Annotated in this window: 18 protein-coding genes, 1 pseudogene and 1 riboswitch; of the genes and pseudogenes, 9 read left to right on the top strand and 10 right to left on the bottom strand. The window is 71.5% G+C overall.

Annotated features, from left to right (window positions below; genetic code table 11):
• The first annotated feature begins 95 nt into the window (after nucleotides 1-95).
• Together ACFSL2_RS03890 and ACFSL2_RS03885 are read left to right on the top strand one after the other, a co-directional pair.
• Nucleotides 96-839, top strand: coding sequence for a class I SAM-dependent methyltransferase (locus ACFSL2_RS03890; protein ID WP_377196581.1), 744 nt, complete (start codon nucleotides 96-98; stop codon nucleotides 837-839).
• Nucleotides 836-1,942: a flavin-containing monooxygenase gene (locus ACFSL2_RS03885; RefSeq protein ID WP_377196580.1), complete on the top strand. Its 1,107-nt coding sequence runs from the start codon at nucleotides 836-838 to the stop codon at nucleotides 1,940-1,942. The genes ACFSL2_RS03890 and ACFSL2_RS03885 overlap by 4 nt, the downstream gene beginning before the upstream one ends.
• On the opposite strand, the gene ACFSL2_RS03880 is transcribed toward ACFSL2_RS03885, so the two are convergent.
• Nucleotides 1,935-3,182 carry an RNA polymerase sigma factor gene (locus ACFSL2_RS03880; RefSeq protein ID WP_377196579.1) on the bottom strand — a complete coding sequence of 416 codons (1,248 nt, stop codon included), beginning with the start codon at nucleotides 3,180-3,182 and terminating at the stop codon, nucleotides 1,935-1,937. The two genes, ACFSL2_RS03885 and ACFSL2_RS03880, sit on opposite strands and share 8 nt — an antisense overlap.
• On the bottom strand, nucleotides 3,179-3,517 hold the full coding sequence (locus ACFSL2_RS03875) for a YciI family protein (RefSeq protein WP_465264529.1): 339 nt from the start codon (nucleotides 3,515-3,517) through the stop codon (nucleotides 3,179-3,181). Before ACFSL2_RS03875 ends, ACFSL2_RS03880 begins: the two co-directional genes overlap by 4 nt.
• A 237-nt stretch (nucleotides 3,518-3,754) precedes the next feature.
• Between ACFSL2_RS03875 and ACFSL2_RS03870 the strand changes: the two genes are divergently transcribed.
• A complete protein-coding gene (locus ACFSL2_RS03870) occupies nucleotides 3,755-4,141 on the top strand; it encodes a hypothetical protein (RefSeq protein ID WP_377196577.1) in 387 nt (128 codons plus the stop codon).
• Complete coding sequence (locus tag ACFSL2_RS03865) at nucleotides 4,129-4,911, top strand: alpha/beta fold hydrolase (protein ID WP_377196576.1); 783 nt, start codon at nucleotides 4,129-4,131, stop codon at nucleotides 4,909-4,911. Before ACFSL2_RS03870 ends, ACFSL2_RS03865 begins: the two co-directional genes overlap by 13 nt.
• A gap of 37 nt (nucleotides 4,912-4,948) precedes the next feature.
• Here ACFSL2_RS03865 and ACFSL2_RS03860 read toward each other — a convergent pair whose 3' ends face one another.
• The gene (locus ACFSL2_RS03860) at nucleotides 4,949-5,500 is read right to left on the bottom strand and encodes a universal stress protein (protein WP_377196575.1); all 552 of its coding nucleotides are present in this window, start codon (nucleotides 5,498-5,500) and stop codon (nucleotides 4,949-4,951) included.
• A 46-nt stretch (nucleotides 5,501-5,546) separates the two neighbouring features.
• Nucleotides 5,547-5,624, bottom strand: a riboswitch (Fluoride riboswitch).
• 180 nt (nucleotides 5,625-5,804) lie between these two features.
• Here ACFSL2_RS03860 and ACFSL2_RS03855 point away from each other — a divergent pair.
• The 4 genes from ACFSL2_RS03855 to ACFSL2_RS03840 are packed head-to-tail and all read left to right on the top strand — an operon-like array spanning nucleotide 5,805 to nucleotide 9,673.
• Nucleotides 5,805-6,032, top strand: a complete 228-nt coding sequence (locus ACFSL2_RS03855; protein ID WP_377196574.1) for an anti-sigma factor family protein — start codon at nucleotides 5,805-5,807, stop codon at nucleotides 6,030-6,032.
• Nucleotides 6,029-6,802: a class I SAM-dependent methyltransferase gene (locus ACFSL2_RS03850; protein ID WP_377196573.1), complete on the top strand. Its 774-nt coding sequence runs from the start codon at nucleotides 6,029-6,031 to the stop codon at nucleotides 6,800-6,802. The genes ACFSL2_RS03855 and ACFSL2_RS03850 overlap by 4 nt, the downstream gene beginning before the upstream one ends.
• A gap of 58 nt (nucleotides 6,803-6,860) precedes the next feature.
• The gene (locus ACFSL2_RS03845) at nucleotides 6,861-8,321 is read left to right on the top strand and encodes a radical SAM protein (RefSeq protein ID WP_377196572.1); all 1,461 of its coding nucleotides are present in this window, start codon (nucleotides 6,861-6,863) and stop codon (nucleotides 8,319-8,321) included.
• Nucleotides 8,318-9,673, top strand: a complete 1,356-nt coding sequence (locus ACFSL2_RS03840; RefSeq protein WP_377196571.1) for a dihydrolipoyl dehydrogenase family protein — start codon at nucleotides 8,318-8,320, stop codon at nucleotides 9,671-9,673. Before ACFSL2_RS03845 ends, ACFSL2_RS03840 begins: the two co-directional genes overlap by 4 nt.
• 42 nt (nucleotides 9,674-9,715) lie before the next feature.
• On the opposite strand, the gene ACFSL2_RS03835 is transcribed toward ACFSL2_RS03840, so the two are convergent.
• Complete coding sequence (locus ACFSL2_RS03835) at nucleotides 9,716-10,204, bottom strand: hypothetical protein (RefSeq protein ID WP_377196570.1); 489 nt, start codon at nucleotides 10,202-10,204, stop codon at nucleotides 9,716-9,718.
• Nucleotides 10,205-10,251: 47 nt separating this feature from the next.
• Nucleotides 10,252-10,710 carry a MerR family transcriptional regulator gene (locus ACFSL2_RS03830; RefSeq protein WP_377196569.1) on the bottom strand — a complete coding sequence of 153 codons (459 nt, stop codon included), beginning with the start codon at nucleotides 10,708-10,710 and terminating at the stop codon, nucleotides 10,252-10,254.
• Between the two features lie 117 nt (nucleotides 10,711-10,827).
• Between ACFSL2_RS03830 and ACFSL2_RS03825 the strand changes: the two genes are divergently transcribed.
• Complete coding sequence (locus ACFSL2_RS03825) at nucleotides 10,828-11,130, top strand: thioredoxin family protein (RefSeq protein WP_377196568.1); 303 nt, start codon at nucleotides 10,828-10,830, stop codon at nucleotides 11,128-11,130.
• Between the two features lie 40 nt (nucleotides 11,131-11,170).
• Here ACFSL2_RS03825 and ACFSL2_RS03820 read toward each other — a convergent pair.
• From ACFSL2_RS03820 to ACFSL2_RS03800, 5 genes and pseudogenes are all read right to left on the bottom strand, one after another.
• Nucleotides 11,171-11,269 (bottom strand): annotated as a pseudogene (locus ACFSL2_RS03820) (heavy metal-responsive transcriptional regulator); the annotation flags it as partial.
• A 47-nt stretch (nucleotides 11,270-11,316) separates the two neighbouring features.
• Nucleotides 11,317-12,444, bottom strand: coding sequence for an ABC transporter ATP-binding protein (locus tag ACFSL2_RS03815; protein WP_377196567.1), 1,128 nt, complete (start codon nucleotides 12,442-12,444; stop codon nucleotides 11,317-11,319).
• A complete protein-coding gene (locus ACFSL2_RS03810) occupies nucleotides 12,441-13,286 on the bottom strand; it encodes an ABC transporter permease (RefSeq protein WP_377196566.1) in 846 nt (281 codons plus the stop codon). The genes ACFSL2_RS03815 and ACFSL2_RS03810 overlap by 4 nt, the downstream gene beginning before the upstream one ends.
• A complete protein-coding gene (locus tag ACFSL2_RS03805; protein ID WP_377196565.1) occupies nucleotides 13,283-14,131 on the bottom strand; it encodes an ABC transporter permease subunit in 849 nt (282 codons plus the stop codon). The genes ACFSL2_RS03810 and ACFSL2_RS03805 overlap by 4 nt, the downstream gene beginning before the upstream one ends.
• A 10-nt stretch (nucleotides 14,132-14,141) precedes the next feature.
• Complete coding sequence (locus ACFSL2_RS03800; RefSeq protein WP_377196564.1) at nucleotides 14,142-15,401, bottom strand: ABC transporter substrate-binding protein; 1,260 nt, start codon at nucleotides 15,399-15,401, stop codon at nucleotides 14,142-14,144.
• Nucleotides 15,402-15,421: the final 20 nt, after the last annotated feature.

The raw sequence follows: 15,421 nt of genomic DNA, 5'->3' as shown, positions 1-15,421 counted from the left end.
ATCGTTCGCAAACGTGACCGGAAGATCGCGAACCCGCCCGAGCCAGAGGCCCTGTCCTCCAGAGCCCAGGACGAACCACTCACCAGGAGGAACACGTGGATCCCGCTGAGTTCTGGGCGACGGGCGACTACGCCGTCGTCGGCGACCTGTGGGCGCAGCCCGGGCGCGACCTGGCTGCGGCCCTTCCTGTCCAAGGAAAGGACGTGGTCGACCTGGCCACAGGAACCGGTGTGACGGCGATCGCCGCCGCCGCCCGCGCGGCACGGTCCGTGGTGGGCGTGGACGTGACTCCCGACCTGCTCCTGGAGGCCGCGCGCCGGGCCGAGCGCGCAGGCGTCGACGTCACCTGGCTGACCGCCGACTTCCTGTCGGTGCCGCTCCCGAGCCGGTGCGCGGACCTGGTGACGTCGACCTTCGGCATCGTCTTCGCCGCCGACCTGGCTGAGGCACGCCGCCTGGCCCGGCCCGGCGGCCGGATCGTCTTCACGAGCTGGTCCGCCACCGGCCTCTTCGGTCGGGTCCGGCAGACGCTGGCGCCCTTCTTCCCCGCGGCTCCCGAGCCGTGGCACGAGACCGCGGACGGCATCCACGCCGTGGCAGGTCCGGACGGACAGGTCACCGAGGAGTCGTTCGTCATGACCGTGGAGTCGGCCGAGCAGTTCGTCGGCCAGCTCGAACGGCACAGCGCACCCATCGTCCTGGGCGCCGCGAGCCTCGGACCGGTGTGGCCCCAGGCGCGCGAACGACTCCTGGACACGGTGCGCGAGGCAGGTGAGCTCGGCGACGACGGCTTCCGGCTACCGGTCGGCTACCTGCGCACCACGCTCCGCGAACCGTGAGCCGGCCCGTCAACCGCACGGTCGAGGTCGTCGTCATCGGCGGTGGCCAGGCGGGCCTGTCGATGGGCGAGCGCTTGCGGCGCGCCGGTCGCGAGTTCACCATCCTGGAGGCGAGCGACCGCATCGGGCACGGCTGGCGGTCGCGGTGGGACTCGCTGCGGCTGTTCACCCCTGCTCGGTACAGCCAGCTGCCTGGACTGCCCCTGCCGCTGCCGTCATGGTCCTACCCCGGCAAGGACCAGATCGCCGACTACCTCGAGCGGTACGCCGCCGAGCTGGGCCTCCCGGTGGAGGCCGGAACGCGGGTCACGGCATTGCGGCGAACGGGACCAGGGTTCAGCCTGGAGACGACCGCAGGGCCCTGGGAAGCCGCGCAGGTGGTGGTGGCCACCGGCCCGTTCCAGACCCCGTCCGTCCCGGCGGCCGCACACGGCCTCTCGGGGCACGTCGTCCAGGTCCACAGCAGCGGATATCAGCGGCCGGAACAGCTGCCCGGCGGGACGGTCCTGGTCGTCGGCGGCGGGAACTCTGGCTATCAGATCGCGTGGGAGCTCGCCCGCAGCGGTCGCGACGTGCACCTGTCGAGGGGGCAGCACAACGTGAGCGTGCCGCAGCGCATCCTGGGCCGCGACCTCTTCTGGTGGCAGGACGTACTCGGCGTTCTCGACATGCCTGGCGAGAGCCGGCTCGGTCGCCGCATGCGCGCGCACGACAGCACCGTGATCGGCCTTCCGCTGCGCGAGCTCACCGCCGCCGGCGTCACGCTGCACGAGCGGGTCGTGCGCGCCGAAGGGAGCTCGGTCCAGCTCGCCGACGACACCGCCCTGGAGGTCGACGCGGTCGTCTGGGCCACGGGGTTCCGCACCGACTTCTCGTGGATCCGGATACCGGAGGCCCTGGACGAGTCAGGCAGCCCCGTCCATCGCCGTGGCGTCAGCACCGTCCGTGGCCTCTACTTCCTGGGCCTCCCGTGGTTGCACACCACCGGCTCGGCGCTGCTCGGCTTCGTCTGGCGCGACGCCGCCCACCTGGCCGCCACGATCGAGGCCCGGTGTCCTCCCGTCGACGGCGGGAGGACCGGCGCGCCGGACCGGGTCAGCTGAGCCGGTCCGCCTGGGCGTGCAGGTACTCCTGTTCGGGACTGCTCGTCGTCAACCGCGCGGCCCGCACGTAAGCCTCCCGGGCCGCCGCGTGATTCCCCTCGGCCTCGAGCAGGTGTGCGCGCACGGCGTGCAACCTGTGGTGCCCGCGCAGCGGCTCGGTGTCCTGGAGCGTGTCGAGCCGGCTGAGCCCGGCGCCCGGGCCGCGGACCATCGCCAGCGCGACGGCGCCGTTCAGCATGACCATCGGGGTGGGCCAGATGCGCTCCAAGAGCTGGTAGAGCAGCAGGATCTGGGGCCAGTCCGTGTGCTCGGCGGCGCGTGCCTCGGCATGGACGGCTGCGATGGCCGCCTGAAGCTGGTACGGGCCAGGTCCGGTCCGTGATCGCGACAGCGCCGCCGCGACGAGCCGGCAACCCTCGCTGATCAGGGGCTGGTCCCACAGCGACCGGTCCTGCTCGGTCAACGGGACGAGCCGGCCCTGGGCGTCGGTACGCGCGGCGTGCCGGGCCTCCGTCAACAGCATCAGGGCCAGCAGGCCGGCGACCTCACCGTCCACGGGCAGCCTCGCGTACAGGTCCCTGGTGAGGCGAATGGCCTCCGCGGTCAGGTCGGGACGCTGCAGGTCCGCGCCGACGGTGCTCGTGTAGCCCTCGTTGAAGACCAGGTACAGCACCTGGAGAACCGCGGGCAGGCGATCGTGCAGGCGTCGTTCCGCCGGCACCTGGAACCGTGCACCCGAGTCCCGGAGGCGACGCTTGGCCCGGCTGATCCGCTGCGCCATCGTGCTCTCCGGCACCAGGAACGCTGCGGCGATCTCGGCCGTCGTCAGCCCGCCCACGGCCCGCAAGGTCAAGGCCACCTGGGATGCGGCCGGCAAGTCAGGATGGCAGCACAGGAACAGCAGCGCGAGGGCGTCGTCGTGGTCCCCGGCGCTCTCCTCGTCCGCGGCCGGCTCGAACATCCGGCCGCTGGTGGCCGCTGCCGCGACGTTCTCCTCACGGCGGCGGCGCGAGGAGTCGCTGCGCATCATGTCGGTGAGCCGACGGTCCGCGACCCGCACGAGCCAGCCACGAGGGCTCTGCGGCACGCCGTGCTCGCGCCACTGCACGGCGGCGGCCAGCAGGGCCTCCTGGGTCGCGTCCTCGACGGCCCCGAAGTCCGTGTGGCGACGGGCCAGCGCGCCGATCACCTGTGGGGTCAGCCGACGCAGCGTCTCGTCGACCACGGGATCGGGGCTCACATCTCCAGCCCGGACGGGTCCATCAACGGTCGCACCTCCACGGCACAGTCGCGAGCGTCGGGGAAGCGGGCGGCAATCTCAGTCGCCCGCTCCATGCTCTCGCAGTCCACCAGGAAGTACCCGGCCAGCTGCTCCTTCGCCTCGCCGAACGGTCCATCGGTCACCTCCGGGGCACCCTCACGGACCGTCACTGTCCGGGTGTTCAGGGGGTCCGACAACGCACCGGAGCCGACGAGCTCACCGGACTCGGCGATCTCCTGCAGCAGATCGCCCAGCTGCCCCAACCGGGACTGACGCTCCGCGTCGGACAGCTGCTCGCGTTGGTGCAGGAACATCGGGTGAACCCAGCTCTGCGGATTGCTGTAGATCAGGATCATGTATTTCACTGCCCCGCCCTCCGACGTCTCGTAGCCGTGCCGGGCCGTGCCCGCACGCCTTCCTCACTGTGACATCGGATCCGATCGGGCGGCTTCGACACGGGCTGCCTGGATGTCGAGCGGCCGGGATCGGCTCCGATGTCCCTCGACAGATATGAAACGGGCTTCACGCACGAGGGAGTGACCATGGTTGCCGTGCACGGAAGTGCGAGCGACACCGGCCGACGACGGACCCTCCTCTGGTGGGCGGTCCTGAGCGGTTCGGTCTCGTCCCTGGTGGTGCTGTCGGCGGCGTTGGACGGCGCGAGCCGGCTGGGTGCGCCGCAGTACTGGACGTGGGTCCTGACCGGGCTCCAGGTCCTCGCCCTCCAGGCGGCCGGGCAGCGACGGAGCTGGGCATGGCCGCTCGGTGCCAGCGTCCAACCGGTCTGGATCACCTACGCCATCCTCACCGGTCAGATCGGGTTCATCCCTGGCTGCGTCGTCTCCTCGGTGGTGCAGTTCCGCAACGCTCTCACCTCGCTGCCGGGCCGGACCCAAGAATCTCCTCCAGCCGAAAGGACACACACATGCACACCGTGACATCACAGGACGGTACCCGTATCGCCTACGAGCGCAGGGGCCACGGGCCGTTGGTCGTACTGGTCGCGCCCGCCCTGCACGACCACCGGCTCGGGCTCCCCCTCGCGGAGGAGCTGGCCGGCGAGTACACCGTCATCAGCTACGACCGGCGCGGCCGAGGCGCCAGCGGTGACACCGCCCCGTACGCCGTGGAGCGCGAGATCGAGGACCTCGCCGCGCTGATCACCGCCGAAGCCGCGTCCGCGGCGATCTACGGCCATTCCTCCGGTGGCGGCCTCGCGCTGCACGCCGCGGCCCACCACCTCCCGGTGACCCGGCTCGTCGTGCACGACCCGCCCTACGGGCCCGACTCCGAAGATCACCGTCGCGGCGCACGAGCCATCGCCGAAGAGGTCACCAACCTGTTGAGCCAGGGCCTGCGCCGCGAGGCCGTCGCCTCGTTCCTGCTCGCCGCCGGTATGCCGCACGAGGCGGCACAACAGACGAGCCAGGACCCGGCGCTCGAGTCCATGGCCCCGACACTCGCCTACGACCTGGCCGTGATGGGCAACCTGGAGCACGGCGGTACCGTCCCGACCCAGCTCCTTCCTCAGATAGCCGTACCCACCCTCGTCCTCAACGGCGGTGAGAGCCCTCAGTTCATGTCGGAGTCGGGTCGCCAGATCGCGAGCTCGCTGCCCGACGGGCACCAGGAGATCCTCGACGGCCAGGAGCACTTCGTGCCGGCCGCCGACCTGGCACCCCGGATCGCTCAGTTCCTCAGGACGTGACTCCGCACGGCACGACGTCGGCGCGCCGACCCGGTGATCAGCCTGCCCATGGTGCGCGGAGCTCCTTCCAGTCGACGACGCTCAGCGGGACCGTCAGGACCGGGCGGTGCTGATGGTGCGCCAGGTGGACCGCGACCGACCCCTCGAAGAACTCCCGCACCCGCGCCCCACCGCCCGGAGCTCGGGTACCGACCACGATGACCGCCGCGTCCACGGCGCGGGCGAGGTGCGTCAGCGCCCGGTCCGGGCGGCCGGCCAGGTAGCGCAGCTCCCACGGGACCGTCGAGCCGCGCAACGCGCGCGCCAGCTGCGTGCGCAGCACGGCCTCCGTATCGTGCCAGGCGTGATCGACGGCGTCCGGGTCGATCGGCGCATGGTGCACGGACCCGTCCGGATGTTCCTCGACCGTGTAGCGGGCGGTGTCGGCGAAGGCGAAGTACACCGCTGGTGACCCCGCGGTGTGCGCCCAGTCCACCGCGGTCAGCGCAACCAGAGCGGCCTGGCCGGGTACTACCCCGACCACGATCGGATGGCCCGAGAACGGTGTCATCCGATCGATGCTCGGCTGCGGGACAGGTCGGTCGCTCACCACGCACCACCACCTTCTGCGGGCAGCACGCTCCTGCCCGTCGTCCGACGAGACAGGAACCATCAGCCGTCACGGCGGTTCGGACACGCACAGTGCCCCGGCGGGATCCATCACCGATCATTTCAGCGTACTCCGTGACCGGCGGTGGAATTGGCGGTCGCACCGGAGGGTTCCCTCGAGTAGCGGACGCCGTGCGGGAGCTGGATCGGGAGCCTCCGCCCACTCAGAGACGACCCCGCACAGTTCGTCGGAAGGGTGGGAACCAATGCTGCGGTCGACAAGGTCGCTTGCCGAGTGTCACCAGGTGGCACGGTTGCTGCAGGCCTATCTCGACGGTGAGCTGGATGCCGGACGCGCACGTCGCGTGGCTGTGCATCTCGACGGCTGCTGGCGCTGCGGCCTGGAGGCGAGCGCGTACGAGGCCATCAAGGTCGCGGTGTCGGCCGTCAGCACGCACGGCGGACCGGTCTCCCACGAGGCCGTCGCGCGCTTGCGCGACTTTGCCGATCGCCTCGCTGAGGCGCAGCCATGACCGACGAGCCGACACCCTGGTCGGCGTACCTGCAGGCCTACCACGCACATCAGCCTGGCATCACCGAGGCGGCACTCGACCACGCCCGTGACCCGCTCCTCGGCTCGCCCTATGACTGGCTCGCTGCCGCCCTACCTGACCAGCCAGGTCGCGTGCTCGACGTCGCCTGTGGCAACGCTCCCCTGCAGCCACGGCTGACGGGCCCCATGTCCTATCTCGGGGTCGACCTGTCCGAGGCCGAGGTACAGGCGGCCCAGAACCGGGGCCGAGGACCGGTGGTCCGCGGCGATGCACGAGCCCTACCTGTGCCCGATGCCTCCGTCGACGCCGTCGTCTCCTCGATGGGTCTCATGCTGGTCCAGCCTCTTGCCGCGGCCATCGACGAGATGGCACGGGTGCTGCGCCCGAACGGCACGGCTGCATTCCTCCTGCCGGCCCGGACACTCTTGCGTCTTGCGGACCTCCGGCCGCTCGCGCTCCTCGGCCTGCATCTGCGTGGACCTGGCTCGATGCCGCAGCACGTGAGCCGGCGCCGGATCACCGCCCTCCTGGAACAGGCGGACCTGGCTGTCACGCAGGCAACGACGCATCGGTTCCCCTTCCCTCTGCACACCGCCTCCGACGCACGTCTCGCGGTCCGGTCGCTGTACACGCCCGGCCGGAGCCCCGAGCGGCTGGCGGATGCCGAAGCCGCCCTGACGGCGATCTCTCGGCCTGGACGGCAGCTGCCGCTGCCGCTGCTTCGTGTGGTGGCCCGCAAGCCGGGATGAGACGTTCGACGTGTCAGTGCGTCGAGTTCAGCGGAGAAGGGGACGAGAGGACGAAGATATGACCGACCGGGACTCCGTGCTGGATCGCCTTGCCGGCTGGTGGGCGAGCACGCGACCGGTGTCGACCGAGAGCCGGACGGTCCTCGCGGACCGGTGGGCCGGGCTGCCGGACGGTGTCCGCACACCCGCCCAGCTGCTCGGCAGGCACGCCATGGGGTGCGAAGGGACGCACGGCGTCTTTCCGAAGTGCAATCTGACCTGCACCCCCTGCTACCACTCCGCGGACGCGAACAAGGTGCGCGTCGACGCCGAGCACACGCTGACCCACGTCGAGGCGCAGATGGCCCACCTGCGCCAGCGGCGGGGCCCACGCGCTCACGCCCAGCTCATCGGCGGTGAGGTCACGCTGCTCGACCCCGACACGCACGCCGAGGCGCTGCTGATCATGCGCAGACACGGGCGGGAGCCGATGAGCTTCACGCACGGCGACGTCGACGAGGACTACCTGCGCGAGCTGGTCCGATCCGCCGACGGCACGGTGCGGCTGCCGCGGGTGTCGTTCGCCGCACATCTCGACTCCCTCATGCGGGGTCGTCGAGGGCTGCCGCGGCCACGCAGCGAGGCGGAGCTCGCGCCGTTCCGCCGCGAGTTCGCGGAGAAGTTCCAGCGGCTGCGGCGCGATCTCGGCATCCGGTCCTACCTCGCCCACAACATGACCGTCACCCCGGCGAACCTCGACGAGGTGGCCGCCGTCGTCCGGCAGTGCCGATCCCTCGGGTTCTCCATGCTCTCCTTCCAGCCCGCTGCCTACCTCGGGGACCCACGCCGGTGGCGCGAGGACCTACGCGCCGCGACGCCGGACGCCGTCTGGGCCGAGATCGAGCGCGGCGCGGGCGCGCGGTTGCCCTGGCAGGGGCTGCAGTTCGGCGACCCGCGATGCAACCGGACGGCCTACGGGTGGCGCGTCGGCGAGCGCTGGGTGCCACTGCTCGACGACACGGATCCAGCCGATCTCGCGGTCCGGGACGCCTTCCTTCACCGGCTGGGCGGGATGCAGGTCGGCGCCACTCCTCCCCGGGTCCTCGTTCCCCGGCTGCTGCGCGCGCTGGTCGCCAACCCGGCTCTCTTCGCGGCGGCTCTGGGCTGGGCCCGGCGGGCGGTGCGACGGTCGGGCGGGCCGGTCTCCGTCGTCCGGAACCCGCCCCGTCCCCTGACCTTCGTGATGCACAACTTCATGGACGCCACCGACGTCGCGCCCGCCTGGGCCCTTCTCGAGGAGGGCGTCCTCAGCGACGACCCGGGCGTGCGCGCCACGCAGGACCGGCTGCGCGCATGCTCGTACACCATGGCCCACCCGGACACCGACCGGCTGGTTCCGGCGTGCGTCCAGCACAGCGTCCTGGACCCCGGCGAGAACGTCGCCCTGCGCGAGCTCCTGCCGCTGGTGGACATCACCTCGGGCCGTGCGACGGCAGCAGCGACCACACAGCAGCGACCAGAGCAAGGAGCCAGGAGATGACCGAGCAAGTCGATGTCGTAGTGGTCGGGATGGGACCCGGAGGAGAGGCGGTCGGCGCCGACCTGGCAGCCGCCGGGCTGTCGGTGGTCGGGATCGAGGCCAACCTGGTGGGCGGCGAATGCCCGTACTACGCGTGTATCCCGTCCAAGATGATGATCCGGGCCGCCAACAGCCTCGCCGAGGCCCGCCGCGTCCACGAACTGGCCGGGTCCGCCACGGCGAAGCCCGACTTCCGCCCGGTCGCGGAGCGCATCCGCGCCGAGGCCACCACCGACTGGGACGACCAGACCGCCGTCGACCGGTTCGAGGAGGCCGGCGGCCGGTTCGTCCGCGGCCGGGCGCAGGTCACCGGCCCGAACACCGTCCGTGTCGGGGACCAGGAACTCACGGCGTCCCGGGCGATCGTCCTCAACACGGGCACCGATCCGGCGGTCCCGCCGATTCCAGGCCTTGCCGACAGCCCGTTCTGGACGAACCGGGAAGCGATCGCGGCCGAGACCGCACCGGAGTCCCTGATCGTGCTCGGCGGCGGTCCGGTCGGTGCCGAGCTCGCCCAAGCCTTCGTCCGGTTCGGCAGCCGGGTCGACGTCGTCGAGATGGCCGACCGTCTGCTGCCGTCGGACGAGCCGGAGTCCAGCCGCCTGCTCACCGAGGTGTTCACCCGCGAAGGTATTGGCGTCCACACCGGTGTCGCGGCGGAGCGGATCGACCACGACGGGGCCGGCTTCACCGTCGACGTCGGCGGCAACCAGTTGTCCGCGGAGCGGTTGCTGGTCGCGACCGGCCGGCAGATCGATCTTGCCGGTCTCGGCCTCGCGTCCATCGGGCTGGACACCGACCGCAAGTTCGTGGAGCCGGACCCGCAGCTGCGGATCGCCGACAGCGTGTACGCCGTCGGCGACATCACCGGCAAGGGCGCCTTCACCCACATGTCGATGTACCAGGCGCACATCGTGACCCGGCACATCCTCGGCGACCACGACGTGGCCGCCGAGTATCATGCCGTGCCGCGAGTGACGTTCACCGACCCGGAGATCGGCGCGGTGGGGCTGACCGAGGTGCAGGCGCGGGAGCAGGGACCGGCCGTCGCGGTGGCGGTCGCACAGGTACCGAGCTCGGCTCGGGGTTGGATCCACAAGGCCGGCAACGACGGGTTCATCAAGCTGGTCGCGGACACCGACCAGGGCATCCTGGTCGGCGCCACCTCTGCCGGTCCGCACGGCGGAGAGGTGCTGTCGATGCTGACCCTGGCAGTGCACGAACGCACACCGATCTCCCGACTCAAAGAGATGATCTACGCCTACCCGACCTTCCACCGCGCGGTCGAGGACGCGCTGAGCCAGCTGCCGTGACGGCGGCACCAGCTGCTGCGATCCAGCACGCCCGGACACGACCTAGCGCGTCGCGCGGTTCTCCAGCGTGTCGATGGAGTCGAACAGGACGCAGCCGACCTGATCGTCGCGGCGGAGCAGCCAGTTGGGAATGGCCAGCACCTCGCAACCGGCATACCCGCGATAGGCCGACAGCAGCATCGACGACCCGAAGAACAACAGGGCGGCGTCGCTCAGGAAGTCGATCGGCGGTGCGTACCACGTGGTGGTGTACAGCACGAGGAACACGCCCAGGGTCAGCAGATGGCCCACCGGTCCCGTGAGCATGACCAGGCGAGCGGGCCGACGGCGCGCCCGCCACGCCTGCCAGGCCAGCGCCAGGCCGGGCACGACCACCAGACCGAGCAGCCAGGCAGCCGGCTGGACCACTCCGTCCCCGGTGAACGAGCCGACCACGACGCTACCAACCAGGTATCCGCCCACGAGCAGACGTGCTGCCGTACCCCAGACACCGATCGAGCGTACGACGACCTTCTTCTCGATAGTTGTCATCACCGTCACCTCCGGTACGAACGTACGGTCTCCCACCGGTGGGAAGGTCAAGCGTCGTCGGCCAACCGCGGATCGAATGCCCGGAAGTCGGCCTTCCCGTCGAGCACCGTCCGGTACTCCGCCTCGTAGGCGTCGATGCGCCGCAGCAGCCCTCGCAACTCGTCGATCCGTGCGTTGGCCCTGTCCCGAGCGGACCCCAGGCGGTCGGCGAGGCGGGGCCCGATGTTCTTCTCGGGAGAGTCCAGGTACACACCGACCAGGTCACTGATCTCGGCGAGCGTCAGCCCGAGTGACCGCCAGGTCTCGATCACCTCGACGCACCACAACGCCGCCTCGTCAAACAGCCGGTAGTTGCCGCTGCTCCGGCCGACCGTGTAGATGAACCCGAGGTCCTCGTAACGGCGGAGCTGCTTCACCGGCACCCCCGTGCGCCGGGAGAGGGCACCGATGGTCATCGTCTCGCCCGCTGGCGGGGCCACGAGCCGGTCCCGGAAGGCACGCTCCATCCACCTAGTGTGCCGGGGCCGGCGACGTCGCGTCACAGGCGTTGACGACCTGGCATGCGCGGCACGTGTCGAGGGGCAGCGTCCAGTGCAGCGCAGGGGAAGGTTTACCGTCGCGGCATGGAGATCGTGCTGCAGTACTTCGATGGATGCCCGAACTGGCAGATCGCCGAGGAGCGTCTCGGTGTGATTGCCGCCGAACGACCAGACATCACGGTGACCCGCCAGCTCGTCGGGACGTTGGCCGAGGCCGAGCGGGTCGGTTTCCGCGGATCGCCGAGCATCCTCATTGATGGTTCAGACCCGTTCGCGGACCCCGATGCTGGTGTCGGGCTGGCGTGCCGCATCTTCCAGACCCCGGACGGACCGGCGGGCGCTCCCACGCTCCAGCAGCTCCGCGCGGTAGTCGCGCCCCGCCCCTGACCCACCTCGCGATCCGATGCCCGGGCCGTCGTGTCGGTACTCAGAGGTATCGGCAGACCTGATCGGCGCTACATGTGTCCGGTTCGGGCTGAGAGGCCTGGTCGCGAAGCTCGGCGACGGTCTCGCGAAGTTCGCTGAGAGTGCCGCGGGCCCTACCCAGAACACGTTACCCATCGCGGCCCCTGGCTACCCGTCGCCGGGCACAGCCCGGACAGCGGCGTGAGGCCCGGCCGCCACCGCCTCGTCCTGGGGCCGGACGCCGACGCCGTGGGCGGGCACCGCATGCCGCTGGTCAAGCGGCAGGACCATACCCACCCGGTCCCCCGGTTCGAACCGCTCCCCGGGCCCGGACTCCGCGATCAGGCTCACCCCCGTGACCGTCACCTCGACCTGGGCCCGTGGGCCTCGAGCGGACACCGCCGACACCACCCCGACCAGGTCCGCCCGGGGGTCGGAGGGCGGCACCAGCCCGATCGCCTCCTGGCGGACGACGAGGGTGGCTGCTCCTTCAAGTATCACGGTGTCGGCCGGGAGCTCCAGCGGTCCGAGCGCGGAGTGGTGCGCGCCGTCGGCCACCTGCCCGGCGACGGCGTTGCGCCCGCCGAGGAAGCCCTGCACGGCAAGGGAGTCGGGCCGTGTGTAGAGCCGGTCGATGCGGTCGTGCTGGGCGATGCGGCCGTCGAGCAGGACGGCGACGGTGTCGGCGAGCACCGCCGCCTCGTTCTGATCGTGCGTGACCAGCAGGATCGTGGGCTCGACGGCGGCCCGGAGCTCGACCAGCAGCGTGTGCATCTCGGACCGTACGGTGGGGTCGAGTGCGCTGAACGGCTCGTCGAGCAGCAGCACGTCCGGCCGGGCCGCGAGCGCCCGGGCGAGGGCGACCCGCTGTTCCTGTCCTCCGGAGAGGGTCGCGGGCCGGCGGTGGGCGAGCGAGGTGAGTCCGACGAGGTCGAGGAACTGGGTGGCGTCGTCGCGTGCCTTGCCGCGCGGCGCTCCGGCGACGGCCAGCGGGAACGCGACGTTGTCCAGGACGCTGAGGTGCGGGAACAGGCGTGGGCTCTGGAACACCAGGACGGTGTGCCGTCGCTCGGGCGGGATGCCGGCCACGGACCGCCCGTCGATCAGTACCTCACCGGCGTCGGGTGTGTCGAGCCCTGCGACCAGGCGCAGGGCTGTGCTCTTGCCCGATCCGGACGGCCCCAGGAGGGCGGCGCACCCGGCGGCGGGGACGGTGAGGTCGATGGCGTCGAGGGTCGGGGTCCCGGTGCCCGGGTACCACCGGGTCAGGCCGTTGATGGTCAGGGTTGCACTCATCTCTGGGTCCTTCTTCTGGAAAGTACGGTCACCGTGGCCAGGAGGAGCACGGGTGGTATCGCCGCCAGCAGGGCGAGGACGGCGATGGTCGGGTCGTTGCCGCTGGCCGAGGCTCCGAGGATCAGCGGGAGGCTGACGATGCGACCGGCGCCGATGAGCAGTGTCACCACATAGTCGCTCCAGCCGACGAGGAATGCGAGGAAGGCCGCAGCGGCCAGGGCGGGCGCGACGAGGGGCAGGTGCACGCGCAGCAGGACGTGCCGGCGACCGGCACCGAGAGTGCGTGCGGTCTCCTCGAACCCTTCGTCGTATCCGGCGTAGGCGGCGCGCATGATGTACGTCGTGTACGGAACGGCCGCCACGACGAGCACGGCAACCAGCGCCACTGCTCCGGGCACGCCGAGCCGCAGTGCGACCGTGGTGAGCCCCATCGTGACGGCGAACGGCGGGACCGCGACCGGGACGAGCAGGATCGCGGTGACCAGCCGGCCGCACGGGACCTGGCCGCGCGCGAGGGCGCGCCCGGCCATCGCGCCGAGGGGCGTGGCGATGGCGCTGACGGTCAGTCCGAGCAGGAGCGACCGGCCCAGGGCGGGCCCGGCACCCTGCGCGGTCGCGGTCAGCCAGCCGCCCATGCCCCAGACCGTCGGGGCGAGCTCCGGGTAGGGCCACCGGTCCGCAAATGCCCAGAGGAGCACGGGCAGGAACGGGACGAGCAAGAGCGTGGCGACGACGGCGGTCCCGGCGCCACGGCCCCACCTCGCGGCACGGGACTCGACCCGCGCGGGCGGGACGCGCCCACCGGAGGGAGCCCGCGCGGCGGGCGCTACGAGCGCGGTCACCGGAGCACCGCCACGCGGCGGAGCAGCGCCGCACCGGCCACCAGGGCTGCCGAGGCGACGCCGACCGTGAGTACCGCTACCGCGAGCGCCTGAGGGCGCATGGTCAGGTCGGTGTCGGAGAACAGCCGGAACGCGAGCACGGCCAACGGCTCGGGGTAGGTGCGTCCGAGGAGCCAGGCGACCTCGTAGTTGCCGACGACGTAGGCGAAGGAGATGGTGCCCGAGACGACGAGGGCGGGCGCCGCCAGGGGCAGGGTCACCCGGCGCAGACGCTGCCAGGGACCGGCGCCCAGACCGGCGGCCGCCTCGTCGAGATCGCGCTCGGTCGCGGCCAGCGAACCCAGCACGACGACGGCGACGAATGCCGCCTCCTTCCAGGCGAACTCGAGGACGACAGCCACCCACCACGGCCCGCCGACCAGGGCGGGAAAGGTCCCCGGCTGTGCCCCGACCAGCCGCGCCACCAACCCGGAGTCGGCAAGCAGCAGACCGATCGCGGCCGCACCGACCAGGTGTGGGATCGGGACCACGGCGGCGGCGACCGTCGCGAGGCTCCCGATTCGCGAGCGTTGGACGAGCACGGCGGCCGTCATCCCGAGCAGCAGCGCGAGCGACGTGCTGGTCGTCGCGATGAAGACGCTCACTCCGAGGCCGGCGAGCACGTCGTCCCACGTGAGGGCGCGGTACGCGTCCAGGGTCAGCTCGGGCTCGCCGACGAGCGGGACGAGGCCCAGGCTCTGTATGACGGCGGCGCCCAGTCCGACGCCGAGCACGACCACCGTGGGCAGCAGTGCCGGGAGGACCAGGAGTGCTGCCCGTCGCGGGGAGGCCGTCCGTCTGCTCATCGTTGCCCGCTCAACGGTGGCCGGTCAGTACGTTGTCCCGCCAGCCGCGCTCGAGCGGAGCCACCCAGTCGGCGGAGAGCTCCGGGTCGGCTCCGCGGGACAGCTCGTCAAACGGCGGAACGACCTCCGACGGCGTCAGGGCTGCGAACTGTCCGGCGGTGTCGTCCGGTACGCGGTCCAGGTCGAGCACGGGGTACTGACCCCACACGGCGGGGTCGGCCTTGGCGAGCTGCTGTTCGGGTGCCAGCGCGAGGTCCGCGACGACCATCGCGCCGGCCTGGTGCGCGGCGTTGGCGGGGATCGCCAGGAAGCTCGCGTTCCCGAGGGCGCCGTCGTCCAGGGTGAGCACCCGGGTGCTGGCCGGGAACGTGCCGTCGGCTACCCGGGCGTCGAGCGTGGCGGGACCGTAGGTCATGGTGAAGTCGACCTGGTCGCCGGCGTAGAGGTCGTCCAGCGCGGCGGCGTCCCGCGGGTAGGTGTCGCCACCCCGCCACAGGGACGGCTGCAGGTCGGCCAGCTCCGTCCACAGCGCCGAGCTGACGTCGGCGGCGCCGTCGCCGTCAGGCCCCACCGGGACCTGCTCCGGGCCGCCGGCCACCTCGTAGAGGCTCTGGCGCACGAAGGCGGAGCCGGTGAAGTCCGGCGGCGCCGGGTAGGTGAAGCGCCCGGGGTGCGCCCGCGCCCAGTCGAAGAGTTCCGTGAGCGACGACGGCGGGTCCTTGACGTCCGCGGAGTCGTACGCCAGGACGAACTGGGCCTTGTGCCAGGGCGACTCGCACCCCTCGACCGGAGTACCGAAGTCCTCGGCCAGCAGCGGATCCGTCGGGTCGAGGTACTCGGCGTTGGGCAGCAGGTCCGTCCAGCCGCACTCCCACGCCCCGGCCTGTTGCCCGGTGCGGAAGTTCTCGCCGTTGACCCAGACCAGGTCGACGGCTCCGTCGGCGTTCCGCCCCGCCTGCAGCTCGGACACCACGCGGTTCAGGGCGTCGGCGGTGTCAGCGACCGGCACCCGGCGTAGCGTCACACCCTGTTCGGCGGCGGCCGGGGCGAGTACGTCGTCGACGTACGCGTTGCCCTTCTCGTCACCACCCCACATCCACAGCGACACCTCTTGTCCGCGCGCATCGGCCGTGACGTCGTCCCAGGAGGTGTACTCGTCGTCGGTGCCAGAACTGACCGGGGCCGCGCAGGCACTGAGTGCCACCGCAACTGCCGCTGCCAGGATGCCCAGCGCTCGTGCTCGCGTTCTCCGGGTCGTCGTGCGCCTCATCCGATGCCTCTCGCCGTCGT

Source organism: Promicromonospora aerolata (assembly GCF_042682255.1).
Taxonomy (GTDB): domain Bacteria; phylum Actinomycetota; class Actinomycetes; order Actinomycetales; family Cellulomonadaceae; genus Promicromonospora; species Promicromonospora aerolata.
The sequence above is the reverse complement of the archived record's forward strand: the minus strand, read 5'-3'. Positions and strand labels throughout refer to the sequence as shown.